The following is a 16,552-nucleotide window of genomic DNA, read 5'->3' as shown; positions in this document are numbered from 1 at the left end:
ACGGTCGGCTGAGATTCAGCCGGCCGTGGTTTCGTTTGCTTGTCTTTCTGCTTTGATTTCAAGGTAGAGCCCGCCGAGCGCCGTATGAAGATACGGCTGGACGAAGATATAGGCGATCCCGCCTGTCATGAGGACAAGCACGTACCAACCGATAAAGCTTGCATACAGCCTGAGCATGATCTGTTTTTTCCCGCGCATGAGGCGTCGGCTCTCACGCATCGCCGTGAACGCCGTCAGTTCGGGCTGATCGCGCAGGATGAACGGGACCATTCGATACGTCAAGTAAAACCAAACGCCCGGGACGATCAAAAAGAGCATGAGCACGTTCAGTCCAAGATAGAACACGGCGTAATACGTGACGGCACGGACGTAGTCTTTAACGGACCCGAACGACTCGAGCAAAAGACCGAACCTTGGTTTTTCCGCTTTGGCGATGTCGAGGAAAATCCAGTTTCGTCCCATTTCGAGCGGGGCGAGCAAGACGGTCGCACCGTACAAGAGACCGATCGAGACGAGCATGACGGACGGGTCCGTCGATGACAAATCGAGTTGCGTCGTGATCATCGCTTGAACGAGCATCGTCGAGAGCACGGCAAGGAGTGAGATCCCCCAGTTTCCGGACAACATCCGGAGCGCAAATTGTTTATAGACTGCTGATTGCATGACGTCACCTTCATTATCGTTTTTTTCATTATAGCAAAAAAACAGTCATCCGACTGTTTTTAGCGTGTCATTTGCTCGAGCAGGTTTTGAAATTTCGCCTCGTCGAGTCTCCCGTCCGTCCGAACGCCGTTGCCGACATGGACGAAAGGAACATCGAGTCGGGCGACGAGTTGAGCGACGTTGTCCGCCGTGATCCCGGCTCCAGGCAGTATCGTCATCGTCGCCGTGTCCCGCATCGCTTCGAGACGTTCGATCCCTTCAACGGCCGTCACCGCTCCCCCGGACGTCAAAATTTGATCAACTTCCGGAAATCCGTTCAACACGTCCAGCGCTTGAATGAGATCAGCCGCCTCGTCGATCGCCCGGTGGAACGTGAGCGCCATGTTACCTTTATGCTTGATGACCTCGCCGAGCAGCCGTTCATCGATTCGTCCGTCTTCCGTCAATGCGCCGAAGACGATCCCGTCGGCCTCGAGCTCACGGCATAGCCCGACATCCGCCAAAATCGTCTCACTATCATCTTCGCTGTAGACGAACGAGTCGGTATGCGGCCGGATCATGACGTGGACAGGGATCGTGACGTTCTCCAATACGTTACGGATCGTCCCGAAGCTCGGGGTCGTCCCACCGGCACGCATATCGGCAATCAGTTCGAGCCGATTCGCCCCGTATCGTGCCGCTGCTTTCGCTTCGTTTAACGTCGTGACGATGACTTCGATCATAAATGACTCCTCCTTTAGTTATGGAGCGAAACGCCATTCGACCTCGTGTTCGGCCAACGTCCGCTTCCAATCGGTCGGTTCTGGAAAATCTGAGATAATCGTCGTCACCGTCGAGAAGTCGGAGACACGATATCGTTTCTGTTGATTGAACTGGGTGTGGTCGGCGAGCAGATAACACATGCGGCTCTGCGTCATGACGGCTTGCGTCACAGTCGACAGCCCATGGGCGTCACACGTCAGCCCGAGCGTCGCGTCGACCCCTTCGACAGACAAGATCGCCATATCGAACACGTACGCTTTCAGTTGTTGAAGCACTTGTTCGCCGACGGTAACGAGATGTTTCGGGTCAATCGTACCTCCGAGCAATTGAATATCGCCCGTGAACACACCTTTGGCCCGCTGCTCGAATAGCGCTTTCGCGACCATGAGTGAAGGCGTGACGACCGTCAAGTTTCGCCCACGGAGCCTTGACGCGACTTGCTCGGGGGCGACACCATGCCCGATGTAGAGCAGCATGTCGTCTTCGACAAGTTGAAACGCCGTATAGGCGATGCGACGAATCCCGTCCATGTTCGAAATCGTCATCGGCTGGAACGAGACGCTTTGATGCAAGACGGCTCCCCCGTATACCCGTTTGATGCGATGTTCTTTCTCAAGCTCTTCTAAGTAGCGGCGAATCGACTCCCCCGAGACGTTCAACCGTTCGATCAGTTCACTCGTCTTCACTTTACCTTCCCGCTCGATCCACTCGACAATCTTTTGTTTACGTTCTTCTCCAATTAACGACACAAGCCTGCCTCCTCCGCAAAAATCACTTCCTCTCTCATTTTAGCGAACGGATGTAAATTTAACGTAAACTGAAAGTAAAGAACGGGCAAATCCAACACTTTTTTCATTCTTTTTAGCAAAAATCCACGGAAATCCACAACAATTGGTCGGTCGTTCGAAATCGTTTCGTCGCAAACGACAAAAACCGAACAGAACCTGATAGACAGGTCCCGTTCGGCAACATCTTTATTTTTTCTTTTGGAACAGCGGCACTTTCGGTTCGGTGCCCGCGCGGATCCGTTGCCAGTTCGTACGGTGCTTGATGATGATGAACAAGGCGAGCGGCACGATGACGATGAGCGGCAACCAATCTTTCGTGATGACGCTATACGTCACGACCGTCACGAGTCCGACGGCTGACGCCGCCATCGACGAGAGCGACACCATCTTCGAGATGAGGAGCGCCACGATAAACGTCCCGACGACGACGAAGAAGAACCATGGGAACGCCGCGAGTAAGATCCCGGCGCTCGTCGCGACCGATTTTCCGCCTTTGAACTTGGCGAAGATCGGGTACGAGTGGCCGATGATGGCTGGAATCCCTGCGAGCAAGAGACTCATGTCGCTCCCGAACAGGAGCGGCAACAGCGCCGCGACCAACCCTTTTCCCATATCTCCTAACAATACGAGCGTCCCCGCTTTTTTTCCGAGCACGCGGAACGTGTTTGTCGTCCCTAAGTTCCCGCTCCCATGCTCCCGCACATCGACTCGATAACCGAGCTTTCCGACGATGAGCGCAAATGGGATCGAGCCGAGCAAATAGCTGACGATGATGATCATCACTTCTGTCATGTAAGGCATCGCAATTCCCCTTAGTCCATTAATTGCTCGAGGTAGCGCTCGAACGGAACGTTCGCTTTATGAACGTTCGTCGCATGGTCTACCCCGATATATCGTAAGTGCCACGGTTCATACATATAACCGGTTTCCGCTTCGTAAGCACGTTGGTAACGGACGATAAACCCGTACTTGTGTGCATTGTCGGCAAGCCACTTGCCCTCTGTCGTCTGTTCAAGCTCTTGCGTCAGTTGATAACCGACCGATGCGCTCGAGACGTCGATCGCGAGCCCTGTCTGATGCTCAGAGTGTCCCGGAGGCGCCGAGTACTTCATGGCCTGCTCCTTGCCGTCACGCGCGACGTAGGCGTTGAACAACTGCACTTGATACGCATACGTCCGGAACGCGCTCGTCCCTTTCAAGTCAATCCCGGTCGCTTTCGCGTCCTTCATGAGTGACTCGATGGCACGGGCCGCTTCTTTACGCAACATTCTACGCTCACCGGTCGCCGAATCCACGAAATCGATGTTCGCCGGCACCAAATCGGCCGGTTGATAATCACTCGGCAAGGCAATCTGTTTATTGACGAGGACAAGTGCGTCCAACTCAAGGTTTGCTTGCCCGTTCAATTCGATCGGTTGACTCGGGTCGTCTGGTTCGGCCACTGGTTCTTCCTCGACCGGCGGCTCTGGTTCGGTCGCCGGTTGTTCGTCCTTATCCGTTTCGGCCGGCTCTTCTGCTTCCGGAGCTGGCTCTGCCGGTGCCGTCTCGTTATCAGTCGGCGTTTCCGCCGGCTTCTCCGTGTCAGACACGGTCGGTTGCTCTATCGGTTCGTTCGGATCAGCTTGTTCGCTTGTCGTACATCCCACTAACGTGAGCGTCAAGGCGCAGCACACCATCAACATAGATGGTTTTCGCATGCGATCTTCCCCTTTCTTCATACAAAAAAATACCGTCAAGATATGATACCACACTGACGGTACAAAGGAACGACTGTTATTGAACCGGGCTCAAGACTTTCAAATACATATTGTGCCATGCCGGGAATTCCCGATCGAGCCGGATCGGCTTGAAATCGCCGCGCTTCACGACGACATGCGTCGTCTTCGCGGTCCCGACCAAATCGTTGTTTTGGTCGGTCAACTCATATCCGTAGACGGTACGGATCTTCGAATAACTGTCGACCCAGACGCGCACGTTGACCGTGTCTCCGAACGTGACGCTCTTCTTATAGTCGACCGTCACGTTCGTCACCGGCGACACGAATCCGGCCTGTTCCATGTCTTTATATTCCACTCCGAGTTGTCGTAACAACTCGGTTCTCGCGATCTCAAGGTAGACTAAATAATTCGCATGATAGACGATCCCCATCATGTCCGTCTCTTGGTATCGTACAGGAATCTGAATCGTATGCATCAAATCGCCCTCTTTTCAGTATACAGTATATTATAACTTACTATTAATATCTACTACTAAAATCTGATTTAACTCGCTATCTTCGGCGTTCTCGGCGATGAGCCGGTACGATTGCCGGGCGATCGCCTCATCGACGAGCGACAGCGCTGTCCGTGCGTTCGGTTTATCTGCATGCTTCAGTCGTTCGGCCAGTGCGGCTTCGACACCGTCCCCGAACGCATAACCGAACTTCTCGGCATAGCTGTTCGCGATTTGGGAAAGTTGGGCGAGTGAATAGTCGTCGAACTGAATCGTTCGTTTGATCCTACTGCTCAGTCCTGGGTTCGAATCGATCAACCGGCGCATCGGCGCCTCATAGCCCGCCAAAATGACGACGAGGTTCTCCCCGTGCTTCGGCATCTCGTCGACGAGCGTATCGATCGCTTCGCGTCCGTAGTCGTTCGGACCGCCGTTCAAACTGTACGCCTCATCGATCAGCAATACCCCGCCGAGCGCGTCGCGGATGGCTGCTTTCGTCTTTTGAGCCGTCTGTCCGACGTAGCCGCTGACGAGGTCGGCACGGCTGACGACTTTCAAATGTCCCCGTTTCAAGTAGCCAGTCTTCTTCAACAACTGAGCGTACACGTGCGCAAACGTCGTCTTGCCGGTACCGCTGTTGCCGACAAGCGCGGCGTGAAGTTGGACCGGAGCCGTCTTCAGCCCGAGCTCGCGCCGCCGTCTTTGAATCGTGATCAACGCCTCGATCTCCTGAAGCTGTCGTTTCGCTTCTTCCATCCCGATCATGTCATCAAGCGTCGGAGCCGTGCCATCTTCGCTCGTTGCCTCTTCAAAGTCGAGCTCTGTCAACAAAGCCATCTCATCGAGCGGGGCGTCGGCACCGAAACGAGATCCTTTTTTGAACATCGCATCGAGCAAGATGTTATGGACGGTCCGGGCGTTCCCGAACGTCGCATCGACTCGTTCCCGGTCAATCCGGGCGATGAGGGCGCGCTTGGCATCGGTCGTCAGCACATAGTTGTTCTCCTCGGCCACTTTCTCACCGATCGCGACGAGCTCTTCGTCGCTGTAGTTCGGCAGCTCGTAATGGTTCGATTCAGGGAACCGCGACCTGAGTCCTGGATTCGCGAGTAAGAAGTGGCGCATCTCTTCCGGATAACCGGCCAGGATGACGACGAACTTTCCGGCATATTCCCCGCTCGTCATAGCGGCGACGAGTGTGTCGATTGCCGATTGTCCATAATCGCTCCCGCTCGCATCTTGCCGTTTGAGCGCGTATGCCTCATCGATGAACAAGACGCCCCCTTCGGCTTCCTTGACTTTATTCATGACTTGTTCTTCCGTCTGGCCGACGAAAGCACCGACAAGGCTCGAACGGTCTGCCTCGATAACATCAGGCCGTCCGAGAAGACCGAGCTCGAAATAGATCTCGGCCATGAGCCGGGCGAGCGTCGTTTTGCCGGTACCGGGGTTCCCTGTGAAGACGAGATGGAGCGATGGTTGATGTTTCGACGAGAAACCGGCCTTGTCCCGTTCTTTTTGGAACAACAAGAACCGATACCACGCTTTTACCCGCTGCTTCACTTCCGTTAGACCGATCATCGACTCGAGCGACTCGATCGCACTCGAACGGACCTCCCGTGGGCGTTCCGGCAACAGCTCGCAAATCGCATCGATCCGTTGTTTGACGAGACCGACCCGCTCACCGAAACGACGGAACGCCTCCCGGCTGAAGTAGTTGCCTTGCATCGACGCGAGCAGTGACGCGGTGTCATCTTCGAGTGACGCGACTTCTTGCATCGCTTCGATGACGACCTCGAACAAACGCTCCAATTGATCTTTGAACTCGGAGTCCCGCAGATCTGACTTGGCCCGTTCGATTTCGTCGTGTAACCGATCGAGCTGATCGAGCAGTTCGGACGTCTTCGCTTCGTACTCAGTCAAAATTTGGACTTTCATCGAGGCGTAGTCGGCTTCGCGAAGAGTCGGCCAGTCGACATGGAGCGATTGTCTGAAACGGCGCAACTTCTCATTCAGTTGGCTGACCCTCAGTTCGGCCGGTAAAGCGCCGAGCGACTCGAGTTCCTTCACCCAGCGATTGAGGAGCGGATCGATCGTTCGGTTGTGCTGCAACCGTCTCGTCGAAAGCAGTGTCAACGTCCGGATCAACTCGTCGTTATGCTCTGTCGCACGCGACCAGTGGGCATAGGACAAGAGCGCCGCTTCATCGACCTTGTCGCCTTGTTCCCACCGTTCCAAGTCATTCTGAACTTGTTCCAAATGGATTTGTTTCATAAAGTTCTCCCTTTCAGACGACAAAGGAGCCGACGTCTCAGTCTGCTCCTCGTCGGGTTATAGTGCTTCAAAAGAAGTCATGCGAATTGAGTGGAACAAGTTCCCGTTGTTGCGTGACTCAGCAGCGAGCAGGATCCGTTCGTTCACATCGACGTAATACGTCACCGCTTCCTCATTTTCGTCTTCGTCGAAGATCGATGGGTATTTCTCGACCCACTCCGCAGGCACCGCCTCGGCGGATTCCGTTTTGACGAACGCCTGAGCTGTCCGACCGATGATATTGACGTCACCTTCACCCGTGCCTAACGTCCCGTCATCAAGCCACTTGCGAATCTGTTCGTTCGTCGCCCGCGACAAGAACGGATGGGGAGCGACTGCACCCGAACTCGTCTCTTGACTGTTCGTTTCGTCGCCTTCCGGATTGAACTCACGGTACATCGTGCCATCCCATGCGGCCCGGGCACCGGCGTTCGGTCCCGATACGACCTCGGATACGAAATGTCCGTTCTCATCGTACGTGACGAGGTAGTTGCGAACTTCGAGCGTCTCCCCGTTTTCTGGCAACTTCTTCTCTTCATAGCCGATTTCGACGGACGTGTAGAACGGTTCGGTCCGATTCTCACGACCATTGTCATCATCATCATTCAAGTTGGTGACCAAATAAAAATTATAAGCGAGCAGAGCCCCGACGATGAGGATGCCGGCAAAAATGATCCAACTGAGCCGCTTTTTCACTTCTCGTTTCATAACATGCCCTCCCAATATTCTTCACTTACTATCCTACACTAGCGAGGGTGCCATGCAAAACATTTACAACTAAAAAAAGGGCCTCGACTGAGACCCTATAATTTTATCCAAGTTTATCTTCATCACGCTTATAGCTTTCAATCCACTTATCCCGTTCGTCCGGTTCATCGGCCAAGTCCTTGAACAAGGCGACAATCATCAGAATCAGCACGAAGATGAACGGGAAGGCGACAAGGATCGCGACGGCTTGAAGCGCGCCGAGACCACCCGCATACAAGAGCACGGCTGCGATCGATGATTGGATGAAGCCCCAAATCAACTTGATCCGCATCGGCGGGATGAGTTTCCCTCCTGTCGTCAACATCCCGAGCACATATGTCGCCGAGTCGGCTGATGTGATGAAGAACGTCGAGATCAAGAAGATGGCGACGATGCTGAGCACCGTCCCGAATCCACCGAACGTCTCGAACAAGGCGAACAGTCCGACTTCCGTTCCGATCTCGTTGACCGCGTCGATCAAGTTCGCCCCGCCGAACAAGTCAGCCCAAATGGCCGATCCGCCGAAGACAGAGAACCAAAGCAGTCCGAACGATGTCGGCACGAGCAAGATTCCGATGATGAACTCACGGATCGTCCGACCTTTTGAGACACGGGCGATAAACGTCCCGACGAACGGTGACCATGAGATCCACCACGCCCAGTAGAAGATCGTCCAGCCGTTGATCCACTCGCGCTCGACCGGTTCAAAAGCACCCGTTCGGAAGCTCGTCGTCGGCAATTGTTGCAAGTACGTCCCGATTGTCTGCGTGAACAAGTCGAGAATGAACGCGCTCGGTCCGGCGATGAGCGTCGCGACGAGCAAGACAATGGCTAGGAAGATGTTCGTGTTACTGAGAATACGAATCCCTTTATCTAATCCGGTCGAGGCACTGAACATATACAGCACCGTCACGACGGCGATGATGATCAACTGCGTCGAGAACGCGTTCGGTACGCCTGGAATTAAGTAGTGAAGCCCACCGGCAATCTGCTGGGCACCGAATCCAAGTGACGTCGCGACCCCAAACGCTGTTGCGACGACGGCCAAAATGTCGACCGTCTGTTTGACCGGACGTTCATAGCGGTCATTGACGAGTGAACCGATCGTCTCCCCGATCGTCGCCGGACGCCCTTTGCGGAACGTCGAGTAGGCGATGGCGAGAGCGATCATCGCATAAATCGCCCATGGGTGGAAGCCCCAATGGAAGAAGGCGTAACGCATCGCCGTGCGCGCATCACCTTCCGGCGTCGGCGACTCGAATGGTGGCGCATGGAAGTGAAGCAACGGTTCCGCCGCTCCCCAGAAGATGAGACCAATTCCCATCCCGGCACTGAACAGCATGGCGAACCATGTCAAATATCCAAAATCTGGTCGGTCTGTATCTTTTCCGAGCCGAATCGACCCGAAGCGCGAAAAGATTAAAAAAATCGCGACGAGTAAAATCCCGGTCGCGCTGAGCAGGTAGAACCAGCCCATCCCGTTCGAGAGCAAACCTTGCAGTTTCGTCGTCACGTTGATCAAGCTTGCGTTTCCGAGCAAGCTTTCAGGGAAGATTCCCCAAATCGTAAAGAGGACCGTAATGATGGCTGATACGATAAATACGGTCGTCACTCGACTTTCTCTTTCCATAATCTCACTCCTATTCAATTTTCTTATTTTCATATACGTTTTCCACCCTAACACAGTTTACAATCTCGGCACAACCCGAAAACGTGTTCGCTCGTGTCGCGATGAAAAAAGTGACGATGGAATCTCGTCACTCGGTCGACTTCGGTTCTAACGATACGATCAACGTCTCATCGACGACGTAATAGGGCCGTTTTGGCAACACTTTCAAATAGCCGCCTTCACGCAGACGCGTCAAATCAAGTTGCGCCGTCTGTTGGAATTTACGTAGCGGTAATTTTTTTTCTTGCTCGAAATATAAGTCGAGCGCCCGCTGCACCTGGTCCATCTCATAGACGACGTCACGCTCGTCCTCTGGGGCGATGTGGAACGTCTCTTTTGACATGTAAAACCGCTGTCTTGGCTTGCCAGGCAAGTGACGTTTCAAACGTCCGAGATCGATCTCTTGGGACTCGTCCAACAGCACCGTCCGGTTGACCCCTTTCGGTAACGTCTGTTCATACTCATGAATGGCTTCTCGTAGCTGCGGCAACGTGATATCGACTTCTTGCTCGACCACGTCTTCTTTTTGCGTCAGACGCTGCCACCAATTTTTACCTGACCGTGTTTGTCGCTCCATACACTCCCCCCTCTCCCCGTTCCTTTCCCGTTATCTTTGACCATCTCACCTTATATTCGCATATTCACGAAAAAAACCTTCCTTTTTTCAAAGGAAGGTCTGACGCTTATTTCAATTTGTTACGGAGGACCATCTGGAGGATCCCGCCGTGACGGTAGTAGTCGATCTCAATTTCCGAGTCGAAGCGGGCGACGACTTTGAACGATGTCACCGTGCCGTTTTCATGCGTGGCCGTGACGTTCAAGATGTCGCGCGGACGTACCGACTCATCGACTTGGATATCGAGTGCCTCTTCGCCTGTCAGTCCGAGTGACTCCGCAGACTCACCGTCCATGAACTGGAGCGGTAACACACCCATCATGACGAGGTTTGAACGGTGAATCCGTTCGAAACTTTGGGCGATGACGGCACGAATACCGAGCAGGTTCGTACCTTTGGCTGCCCAGTCACGCGACGAGCCCATGCCATAGTCGTTTCCGGCGAGCACGATCAAGCCTGTGCCCTGCTCTTTATATTTCATAGCCGCATCATACATCGGCATGATCTCACCTGTCGGCCAGTACGTCGTGTATCCGCCTTCTGTGCCAGGCGCGACTTGGTTACGGATACGGATGTTCGCGAACGTACCGCGCATCATCACTTCGTGGTTACCACGACGCGACCCGTATGAGTTGAAGTCGAGCGGCGCGACGCCTTTCGACTGCAGGTATTGCCCAGCTGGTGTCGTCTTCGAGAACGCTCCTGCCGGCGAGATGTGGTCAGTCGTAACCGAATCGGCGAACTTACCGATGACACGAAGACCATTAAGTGGGAGCACAACGCCCGCTTCCGGTTCGAGGTTTTCGAAGAACGGCGGGTTTTGGATGTACGTCGAGTCGTCCGAGAAGTCGTACAAGTTACCTTCTGGGACGGCGAGTGCGTTCCAACGTTCGTTGCCCGTGAACACCGTGTCGTACTCTTTACGGAACGCTTCCGGCGAGACGACGTCTTGGACGACCATCTTGATCTCATCGTTTGACGGCCAGATGTCTTTGAAGAAGACTTCGTTGCCGTCTTTATCCGTCCCGAATGATTCGTTCATGATGTCGAAGTTGACCGACCCTGCGAGCGCGTAAGCGACGACGAGTGGCGGTGACGCCAAGAAGTTCGCTTTGACGAGCGGATGGACGCGGCCTTCGAAGTTACGGTTACCCGAGAGCACGGACGACACGAGAAGATCGTTCGACGTGATCGTCTCTTCGACTTCGCGGTCGAGCGGCCCAGAGTTCCCGATACATGTCGTACAGCCGTAACCGACCGTGTTGAACCCGAGCTGGTCGAGGTACGTCGTGAGTCCGGCTTTATCGAGGTAGTCAGTAACGACTTTCGAGCCCGGGGCGAGCGACGTCTTCACGTATTTCGGTACCGTGAGTCCACGTTCGACGGCTTTCTTGGCCACGAGGCCAGCGCCGACCATGACGTAAGGGTTCGACGTGTTCGTACAGCTCGTGATCGCCGCGATCGCGACGTCACCCGTCTGCATGTCGACCGATCCATCCTCATAATGGATGGCAGCTTTCTTGTCGAGCTCGGCACGGTCGAGACCGAAGCCGCTGTGTCCGGCCGGTGCGCTCAAGCTGTCGATGAACGCCGTATGCAAGTCAGACAAGTTGATGCGGTCTTGCGGACGTTTCGGGCCTGCGAGTGAAGGTTCTACTTTAGACAAGTCGAGTGTGAGCGTCTTTGTGAACGCCGGATCGGCTTGATCAGGTGTGTAGAACATGTCGTTCGCTTTCGAGTACGCCTCGACGAGGTCGATCAACTCTTCTGAGCGACCTGTCGTACGCATGTAGTTCAACGTTTCCGTATCGACCGGGAAGAAGCCGCAAGTCGCCCCGTACTCAGGCGCCATGTTGGCGATCGTCGCCCGGTCAGAGAGCGGCATCGTGTGGAGCGACGGTCCGAAGAACTCGACGAACTTGCCGACGACTTTCTCGTTACGAAGCATCTCGGTCACGACGAGCGCGACGTCTGTCGCTGTGACACCTGGGTTGACCTCACCGATGATCTTGACGCCGACGACGTCTGGTACCGGGAAGTATGACGGTTGGCCGAGCATGCTCGCTTCGGCTTCGATTCCGCCGACGCCCCAGCCGAGGACACCGAGTCCGTTGATCATGGTTGTGTGCGAATCCGTTCCGACGAGTGAATCTGGATACGCGACATTACCTGTCCCATCATTCTTTTCAAGCACGACCGACGCCAAGTACTCGAGGTTGACTTGGTGAACGATTCCCGTCGCCGGTGGTACGGCACGGTAGTTGTCAAACGCAGTCTGAGCCCAACGCAAGAATTTGTAACGCTCTTCGTTCCGCTCGAACTCGATGTCCATGTTTTTCATGAGCGCGCCGGCGAATCCGTAGGCATCGACTTGGACCGAGTGGTCGACGACGAGATCGACCGGGATTTCCGGGTTGATCTTGTTCGGGTCGCCACCAAGGTCAGCCATCGCTTTACGAAGTGAAGCGAGGTCGACGACAGTCGGGACACCCGTAAAGTCTTGCAAGACGACGCGAGCCGGTTTGAACGGTACGTCAATGTCTTTCGAGACTCCGGCAGTACCCCATTTTGCCAAGTTCTCGACGTGTTCTTTCGTGATGGCACGACCGTCTTGTTGACGCAAAACTGATTCGAGCAAGACGCGAATCGAATACGGGAGGCGGCTGAGTTCCGTCACCCCATCTTCCTCTAACTTTTTAAGCCGGTAATAATCGTAAGCTTGTCCGTTGACCTCGAACTGTGTCCGAGATGAAAAAGCGTCTACTACGTTCGTCTGTTCCATACAATTTCCCCCTTTTTGAAAGCGACGACCACAGCAGTTGCCGTAATCGCTTACTTATCACATGTTTATCATAATACAACTATAGCGCGACGTAAAATACATTCCGTCACAAATTAGTCATAAGTAAAACTTATCATTTACTCCAATCGTCTCAAAACACGAAAAAAAAGACGGCCATCTAAGGCCGTCTTTACAATCTAGCTTATTCGGCACCGATCTCGACATTGACATCGAGTGCGTCGACGAGCGTCAACTCATCTTCATAGCGTTCTTTGAAACGGTCAAACGTGAACTCGTTGGCGAACAAGAACACAGGGCGTTCCCAACGGTCGGTCACGAGCATGTTCCGTGAGTCTTGGAACGGCTTGAGCGCCTTCAATTCTTTGTCTTTCACCCAGCGAGCGACACTGTACGATACCGGCTCCATCCGGATGTCGACCCCGTACTCGTTATTGAGACGATATTCGAACACCTCGAACTGGAGTTGACCGACCGCGCCGAGATAAATTTCGTTATACTCGTTGCGGTACACTTGGATCGCTCCTTCTTGGGCGAGTTGCTCGACACCTTTGTGGAAGTGTTTCGACTTGAGCGAGTTGATCGGCGAGACGCGCATGAACAATTCCGGCGGGAACGTCGGCAACGCCTCGAACGCGATCTTTTGCTTCGACGTCGTGATCGTGTCACCGATTTGGTACGTCCCAGAATCGTAGATCCCGATGACGTCACCGGCAAACGCCTTATCGACAGTCTCCCGGTCGTTGGCCATCAACTGCGTCGATTGACTCAGTTTGATTTTCTTGCCGGTCCGCGTCAACGTGACGTCCATTCCCCGTTCGAACACACCCGAACAGATGCGGACGAAGGCGATGCGGTCACGGTGGGCCGGGTTCATGTTCGCTTGAATCTTGAAGACGAAACCACTGAAGTCTTCAGACGTCGGGTCGATCGGACCGACGTTCGATTTACGGGCCTCTGGGGCCGGCGACATATCGAGGTAGTGGTCTAAGAAAGACGTCACCCCGAAGTCGACGAGCGCCGTACCGAAGAAGACAGGTGTCAGCTTACCTGATTGGATCGCCTCGACGTCGATGTCGTTGCCGGCACCGTCTAACAGGTCGATCTCGTCGCGCAAGTTCGTCAAGTTTTCTTCTGTCAAGTAGTCGGCGAGCACAGGATCGTTGACCCCGTCCTCGTTCAACGTGAGCTTGCCTTTCTCGCCACGGAACAAGTGGATTTCGTTCTTGATACGATCGAACACACCTTCGAACTGCATCCCGCTGCCGATTGGCCATGTGACGGCGACCGAAGGCATACCGAGCACTTCTTCAAGTTCTTCCATGAGCTCGAGCGGATCTTTCGCCTGACGGTCCAACTTGTTCATGAACGTGAAGATCGGGATACCACGCATACGACAGACTTGGAATAATTTCTTCGTCTGTGTCTCGATCCCTTTGGCGGCATCGATGACCATGACCGCGCTGTCGACAGACGTCAAGACGCGGTACGTGTCTTCTCCGAAGTCGTTGTGACCCGGCGTGTCCATGATCGAGACGACCTTGTCGCGATAGACGAACTGCATGACAGACGACGTGACAGAGATGCCCCGTTGTTTCTCGATCTCCATCCAATCGGACTTGGCGTGTTTTGAGTTTTTGCGGGCTTTGACCGTCCCCGCCTCGCGGATCGCTCCCCCGTGTAAGAGCAATTTCTCCGTGAGTGTCGTCTTACCGGCATCCGGGTGGGAGATGATGCCGAAAATGCGGCGTTTCTCTACTTCTTGTTTTAATTGGTTCATATATTGTCCTTTCCCTTCCAGACTTTCAACTTCATTCTCATTTCTGACTGCAACGCTCTCTATTCTAACGAAACGGTGTCGTTTCGTCCATCATTATAGGATGCTCATGCTTTTGTATTCGCGGTCTTTTTTGTATACTAAGCTTGAATGATTGTGAAATGAAAGAACGGGGGAAAGACGATGCCAGAAAACTTGATGATGTATTTCATTGTCTTCTGGGGATTTGTGATGATCGGGTTGATGACGATCGGCGGATACTTCATGTTCCGTAAGTTTTTAAAACGGATGCCGAAAGAAGACGGCCGCTCTCTCCTAGATGTCGAGGACGATTACATCGCGAAGACACGCCACCTGTGGACGCCCGAGACACGGACGCTACTCGATCGGCTCGTCACACCAGTGCCTGAGCTGTTCCGCGATGTCGCCATTCGCAAGATCGCCGGCAAGATCGGACAGTTCGCGCTCGAATCGAGAGCGAAAGTGATGACGACGGAACTCGTCGTCAAAGGATATATCGCCGCCACACCGAAGCGGGACCACAAGTTTTTGAAGAAAGCGCTTGAAGAAGAGCAAATCGATTGGATGACTTATAAGCGTTATTTCCAACAGTGAAGATTCGAAAAACAACGGCATACCTCGCTCGAGGTATGCCGTTGTTTATGTCGTCGCGATGCGCTTATATTTTTGATACATGGCGATCCGCCACGGCACGATCATGCCCCAGGCGATCAAATAGAACAAGCCGCCCGTCGCGAAAATGTTGACCTCATCGCCGAGGAACGCTTTCATGACCGTCCTGATCGCGAGTAAGGCGAAGACGACGATGAAAAACGCTTTCGAGCGGGATAAATAAACCTCACCATCACGTTTTTCGAAATTGGACGTCTTGATCAAAAAGATACTAAAAATCAAGCCTACGACAAGCGCCTCACCGACTTCGAGCCATGTCAGACGAAAAGCCGGCACTAAAAATTGAAGCATGCCCGTCGACATCGCGAGCGGTGGAATCAAGATTTTTTTCGCATTCGTCGGTCGGGCTGATGCCTTCACGCGAACGAAACTCGCGATGACCCCCATCAGCAGTGCGACGAGAGTCGATCCCCAAAATATCGACATATGGTCAGCCCCTTTAGAATCCGGTGAATCCCACTAGTTCGCTCATCCAGGCAGCGAAGCGGTTCATTCCATCAAAATATAATACGACTCCGAAAGCCATCATCAAATAGCCTCCGAACTTTGTTACTTTCGCGCTGTTGCGCGCCAAATATTTGATTTTGCCGACGAAGCCGGCCATGACGAGAAACGGGATCGAGAACCCGATGACGTAAGCGAGCATATACCCCATGCCTTGGCTCGGGTTAGACGCAGCCAGTGCGATCACCCCGGCGAGAATCGGTCCTGTGCACGGCGTCCATCCGGCTGCGAACCCGATTCCGATCAACACGGTCCCAAAATACCCGCTCTTCCGTTCTCCAAGTGCGAGTTTCTTTTCGCGCATCATGAAGCGCGGTTGCCATAGCCCCGCTAAAAAGACCCCGAACACAAAAATAAGGATTGCCCCGAACATGCGTAGACTATCTTTAAATTGAATGAAGAAGTCGGCGATCAACGAAGTTGATAAACCGAGGACGAGAAAGACGATTGAGAATCCGAATAAGAATGAGAACGTATGAAACCAAGCCGTCCGTTGCCGGAGCCCTTCGCTTTTCAAGTCAGAGACAGATACCCCTGTGATATACGACAAAAAGACCGGATAGAGCGGCAGCGTACACGGTGATAAAAAAGACAAGACGCCCGCCCCAAAAGCGAGCCATAAAGTGACTTCCATGCGTTTTTCCACCTTTCAGCCCCATTATAGCGAAAACCATTTCAAAATGCTCGCATCTTTTCTCCGTCCACTTCGTCCGATTTTGTAATCATTGAAATGGAAATGTAACTTGTGATGTGTAGTGTTGAATGCTAAGATTTGGATATTCTACTTCACCAGGTTCTATTTTAATATGATGGGGGAAATACCGTGGCGGTCATCACAGCTGAAACCTTACACTATGCCATTGAACAAAAACGCGATGAACTGTATGAAATCGCCTCGCAGTACAGTTGGACGTCTCCAGAAGTGATTCATGTCAGCCAAGAGCTAGACACGTTAATCACGTCTCACGTCCTCTCGAAACACCTAGCAGACAACTTAAATTGATCATCA

Annotated in this window: 16 protein-coding genes; 2 read left to right on the top strand and 14 right to left on the bottom strand. The window is 53.4% G+C overall.

What is annotated here, in order from left to right:
* Window positions 1–15 precede the first annotated feature (15 nt).
* The 12 genes from EVJ29_RS03755 to EVJ29_RS03700 all read right to left on the bottom strand — a co-directional run bounded on the left by EVJ29_RS03755 (window position 16) and on the right by EVJ29_RS03700 (window position 14,349).
* On the bottom strand, window positions 16–663 hold the full coding sequence (locus EVJ29_RS03755) for a DUF975 family protein (protein WP_070327163.1): 648 nt from the start codon (window positions 661–663) through the stop codon (window positions 16–18).
* Between the two features lie 59 nt (window positions 664–722).
* The gene (locus EVJ29_RS03750; RefSeq protein ID WP_131463621.1) at window positions 723–1,385 is read right to left on the bottom strand and encodes a copper homeostasis protein CutC; all 663 of its coding nucleotides are present in this window, start codon (window positions 1,383–1,385) and stop codon (window positions 723–725) included.
* A gap of 18 nt (window positions 1,386–1,403) precedes the next feature.
* Entirely contained in the window at window positions 1,404–2,174 is a 771-nt protein-coding gene (locus EVJ29_RS03745; RefSeq protein WP_131439717.1) for a DeoR/GlpR family DNA-binding transcription regulator, read from the bottom strand.
* A 225-nt stretch (window positions 2,175–2,399) separates the two neighbouring features.
* Window positions 2,400–3,014 (bottom strand): glycerol-3-phosphate 1-O-acyltransferase PlsY, encoded by a 615-nt coding sequence (plsY, locus tag EVJ29_RS03740; RefSeq protein ID WP_370251742.1) that lies wholly within the window; start codon window positions 3,012–3,014, stop codon window positions 2,400–2,402.
* Window positions 3,015–3,025: 11 nt separating this feature from the next.
* Window positions 3,026–3,910: a M15 family metallopeptidase gene (locus EVJ29_RS03735; RefSeq protein WP_236633377.1), complete on the bottom strand. Its 885-nt coding sequence runs from the start codon at window positions 3,908–3,910 to the stop codon at window positions 3,026–3,028.
* A gap of 76 nt (window positions 3,911–3,986) precedes the next feature.
* A complete protein-coding gene (locus EVJ29_RS03730) occupies window positions 3,987–4,406 on the bottom strand; it encodes an acyl-CoA thioesterase (protein ID WP_071397620.1) in 420 nt (139 codons plus the stop codon).
* 30 nt (window positions 4,407–4,436) lie between these two features.
* The gene (locus EVJ29_RS03725; protein ID WP_131504726.1) at window positions 4,437–6,698 is read right to left on the bottom strand and encodes an AAA family ATPase; all 2,262 of its coding nucleotides are present in this window, start codon (window positions 6,696–6,698) and stop codon (window positions 4,437–4,439) included.
* Between the two features lie 57 nt (window positions 6,699–6,755).
* Complete coding sequence (locus tag EVJ29_RS03720) at window positions 6,756–7,445, bottom strand: hypothetical protein (protein WP_131504725.1); 690 nt, start codon at window positions 7,443–7,445, stop codon at window positions 6,756–6,758.
* A gap of 103 nt (window positions 7,446–7,548) precedes the next feature.
* Window positions 7,549–9,114 (bottom strand): BCCT family transporter, encoded by a 1,566-nt coding sequence (locus tag EVJ29_RS03715; RefSeq protein WP_131489692.1) that lies wholly within the window; start codon window positions 9,112–9,114, stop codon window positions 7,549–7,551.
* A gap of 127 nt (window positions 9,115–9,241) precedes the next feature.
* A complete protein-coding gene (locus EVJ29_RS03710) occupies window positions 9,242–9,730 on the bottom strand; it encodes a DUF3939 domain-containing protein (protein WP_131463629.1) in 489 nt (162 codons plus the stop codon).
* Window positions 9,731–9,836: 106 nt separating this feature from the next.
* On the bottom strand, window positions 9,837–12,551 hold the full coding sequence (gene acnA, locus EVJ29_RS03705; RefSeq protein ID WP_131489691.1) for an aconitate hydratase AcnA: 2,715 nt from the start codon (window positions 12,549–12,551) through the stop codon (window positions 9,837–9,839).
* 202 nt (window positions 12,552–12,753) lie between these two features.
* Window positions 12,754–14,349, bottom strand: a complete 1,596-nt coding sequence (locus tag EVJ29_RS03700; RefSeq protein ID WP_131458805.1) for a peptide chain release factor 3 — start codon at window positions 14,347–14,349, stop codon at window positions 12,754–12,756.
* 180 nt (window positions 14,350–14,529) lie between these two features.
* Between EVJ29_RS03700 and EVJ29_RS03695 the strand changes: the two genes are divergently transcribed.
* Window positions 14,530–14,961: a DUF2621 family protein gene (locus EVJ29_RS03695; RefSeq protein WP_131504724.1), complete on the top strand. Its 432-nt coding sequence runs from the start codon at window positions 14,530–14,532 to the stop codon at window positions 14,959–14,961.
* 45 nt (window positions 14,962–15,006) lie between these two features.
* Here the strand turns inward: EVJ29_RS03695 and EVJ29_RS03690 are convergent, their stop codons facing one another.
* Window positions 15,007–15,465 (bottom strand): CcdC family protein, encoded by a 459-nt coding sequence (locus EVJ29_RS03690; RefSeq protein ID WP_174545499.1) that lies wholly within the window; start codon window positions 15,463–15,465, stop codon window positions 15,007–15,009.
* Between the two features lie 13 nt (window positions 15,466–15,478).
* On the bottom strand, window positions 15,479–16,177 hold the full coding sequence (locus EVJ29_RS03685) for a cytochrome c biogenesis CcdA family protein (protein ID WP_016510637.1): 699 nt from the start codon (window positions 16,175–16,177) through the stop codon (window positions 15,479–15,481).
* 189 nt (window positions 16,178–16,366) lie between these two features.
* Here EVJ29_RS03685 and EVJ29_RS03680 point away from each other — a divergent pair, with 189 nt between their 5' ends.
* Window positions 16,367–16,546: an aspartyl-phosphate phosphatase Spo0E family protein gene (locus tag EVJ29_RS03680; protein WP_070327150.1), complete on the top strand. Its 180-nt coding sequence runs from the start codon at window positions 16,367–16,369 to the stop codon at window positions 16,544–16,546.
* Window positions 16,547–16,552: the final 6 nt, after the last annotated feature.

It is taken from the genome of Exiguobacterium sp. SH4S7, from assembly GCF_004336795.1.
GTDB lineage: Bacteria > Bacillota > Bacilli > Exiguobacteriales > Exiguobacteriaceae > Exiguobacterium > Exiguobacterium aurantiacum_A.
This window is presented reverse-complemented; position numbering and strand designations above follow the sequence as displayed.

What these genes read in the sequence shown, in the direction of transcription:
- EVJ29_RS03755 (WP_070327163.1), bottom strand. Translation starts at nt 663, where the DNA reads ATGCAATCAGCAGTCTATAAACAATTTGCGCTCCGGATGTTGTCCGGA.
- EVJ29_RS03750 (WP_131463621.1), bottom strand. Translation starts at nt 1,385, where the DNA reads ATGATCGAAGTCATCGTCACGACGTTAAACGAAGCGAAAGCAGCGGCA.
- plsY (WP_370251742.1), bottom strand. Translation starts at nt 3,014, where the DNA reads ATGCCTTACATGACAGAAGTGATGATCATCATCGTCAGCTATTTGCTC.
- EVJ29_RS03735 (WP_236633377.1), bottom strand. Translation starts at nt 3,910, where the DNA reads ATGCGAAAACCATCTATGTTGATGGTGTGCTGCGCCTTGACGCTCACG.
- EVJ29_RS03730 (WP_071397620.1), bottom strand. Translation starts at nt 4,406, where the DNA reads ATGCATACGATTCAGATTCCTGTACGATACCAAGAGACGGACATGATG.
- EVJ29_RS03725 (WP_131504726.1), bottom strand. Translation starts at nt 6,698, where the DNA reads ATGAAACAAATCCATTTGGAACAAGTTCAGAATGACTTGGAACGGTGG.
- EVJ29_RS03720 (WP_131504725.1), bottom strand. Translation starts at nt 7,445, where the DNA reads ATGAAACGAGAAGTGAAAAAGCGGCTCAGTTGGATCATTTTTGCCGGC.
- EVJ29_RS03715 (WP_131489692.1), bottom strand. Translation starts at nt 9,114, where the DNA reads ATGGAAAGAGAAAGTCGAGTGACGACCGTATTTATCGTATCAGCCATC.
- EVJ29_RS03710 (WP_131463629.1), bottom strand. Translation starts at nt 9,730, where the DNA reads ATGGAGCGACAAACACGGTCAGGTAAAAATTGGTGGCAGCGTCTGACG.
- acnA (WP_131489691.1), bottom strand. Translation starts at nt 12,551, where the DNA reads ATGGAACAGACGAACGTAGTAGACGCTTTTTCATCTCGGACACAGTTC.
- EVJ29_RS03700 (WP_131458805.1), bottom strand. Translation starts at nt 14,349, where the DNA reads ATGAACCAATTAAAACAAGAAGTAGAGAAACGCCGCATTTTCGGCATC.
- EVJ29_RS03695 (WP_131504724.1), top strand. Translation starts at nt 14,530, where the DNA reads ATGCCAGAAAACTTGATGATGTATTTCATTGTCTTCTGGGGATTTGTG.
- EVJ29_RS03690 (WP_174545499.1), bottom strand. Translation starts at nt 15,465, where the DNA reads ATGTCGATATTTTGGGGATCGACTCTCGTCGCACTGCTGATGGGGGTC.
- EVJ29_RS03685 (WP_016510637.1), bottom strand. Translation starts at nt 16,177, where the DNA reads ATGGAAGTCACTTTATGGCTCGCTTTTGGGGCGGGCGTCTTGTCTTTT.